The 416-nt window shown below is 37.0% G+C and carries 1 protein-coding gene; it reads right to left on the bottom strand.

What is annotated here, in order from left to right:
• Nucleotides 1-109: 109 nt before the first annotated feature.
• Nucleotides 110-416: HNH endonuclease signature motif containing protein (locus tag OK414_RS29825; RefSeq protein WP_263046373.1), on the bottom strand; the 307-nt coding region annotated here is incomplete at its 5' end.

The raw sequence follows: 416 nt of genomic DNA, 5'->3' as shown, positions 1-416 counted from the left end.
AGATGGTATGCGTGATAGGTAAGTGTTCTCGACAGCATTACCTGTGACGATACTTACTTTTCCCCCACCTCACACCGTACGTGCAAGTTTCCCTGCATACGGCGTTCCATCAAGCTATTTTATTATTATCCTCTGAAGCCATTGAAATGGCTTCTAGTTTACAATATGCCCTTAAAGTATTCAGCTTTTTAAGCTTTTGCTTGTTATGAATAAGGTTAATGTGCTTGTTTATTACTGTTTCAGATGTTGCATGAATAAGTCTATGGATATCTTTATGAACAATTATTAAATTATCGTATTCATCCGTTCCACCTAATTTAATAGGTATTTTGTGATGTGCGTGCACATCTTTAACTTCAAGTTCCATTCCAGTTAGTTCACATTTAAAACTGCACATCGACGCACGAGCTATACGA

Source organism: Priestia sp. JV24 (assembly GCF_025910025.1).
GTDB lineage: Bacteria > Bacillota > Bacilli > Bacillales > Bacillaceae_H > Priestia > Priestia megaterium.
The sequence above is the reverse complement of the archived record's forward strand: the minus strand, read 5'-3'. Positions and strand labels throughout refer to the sequence as shown.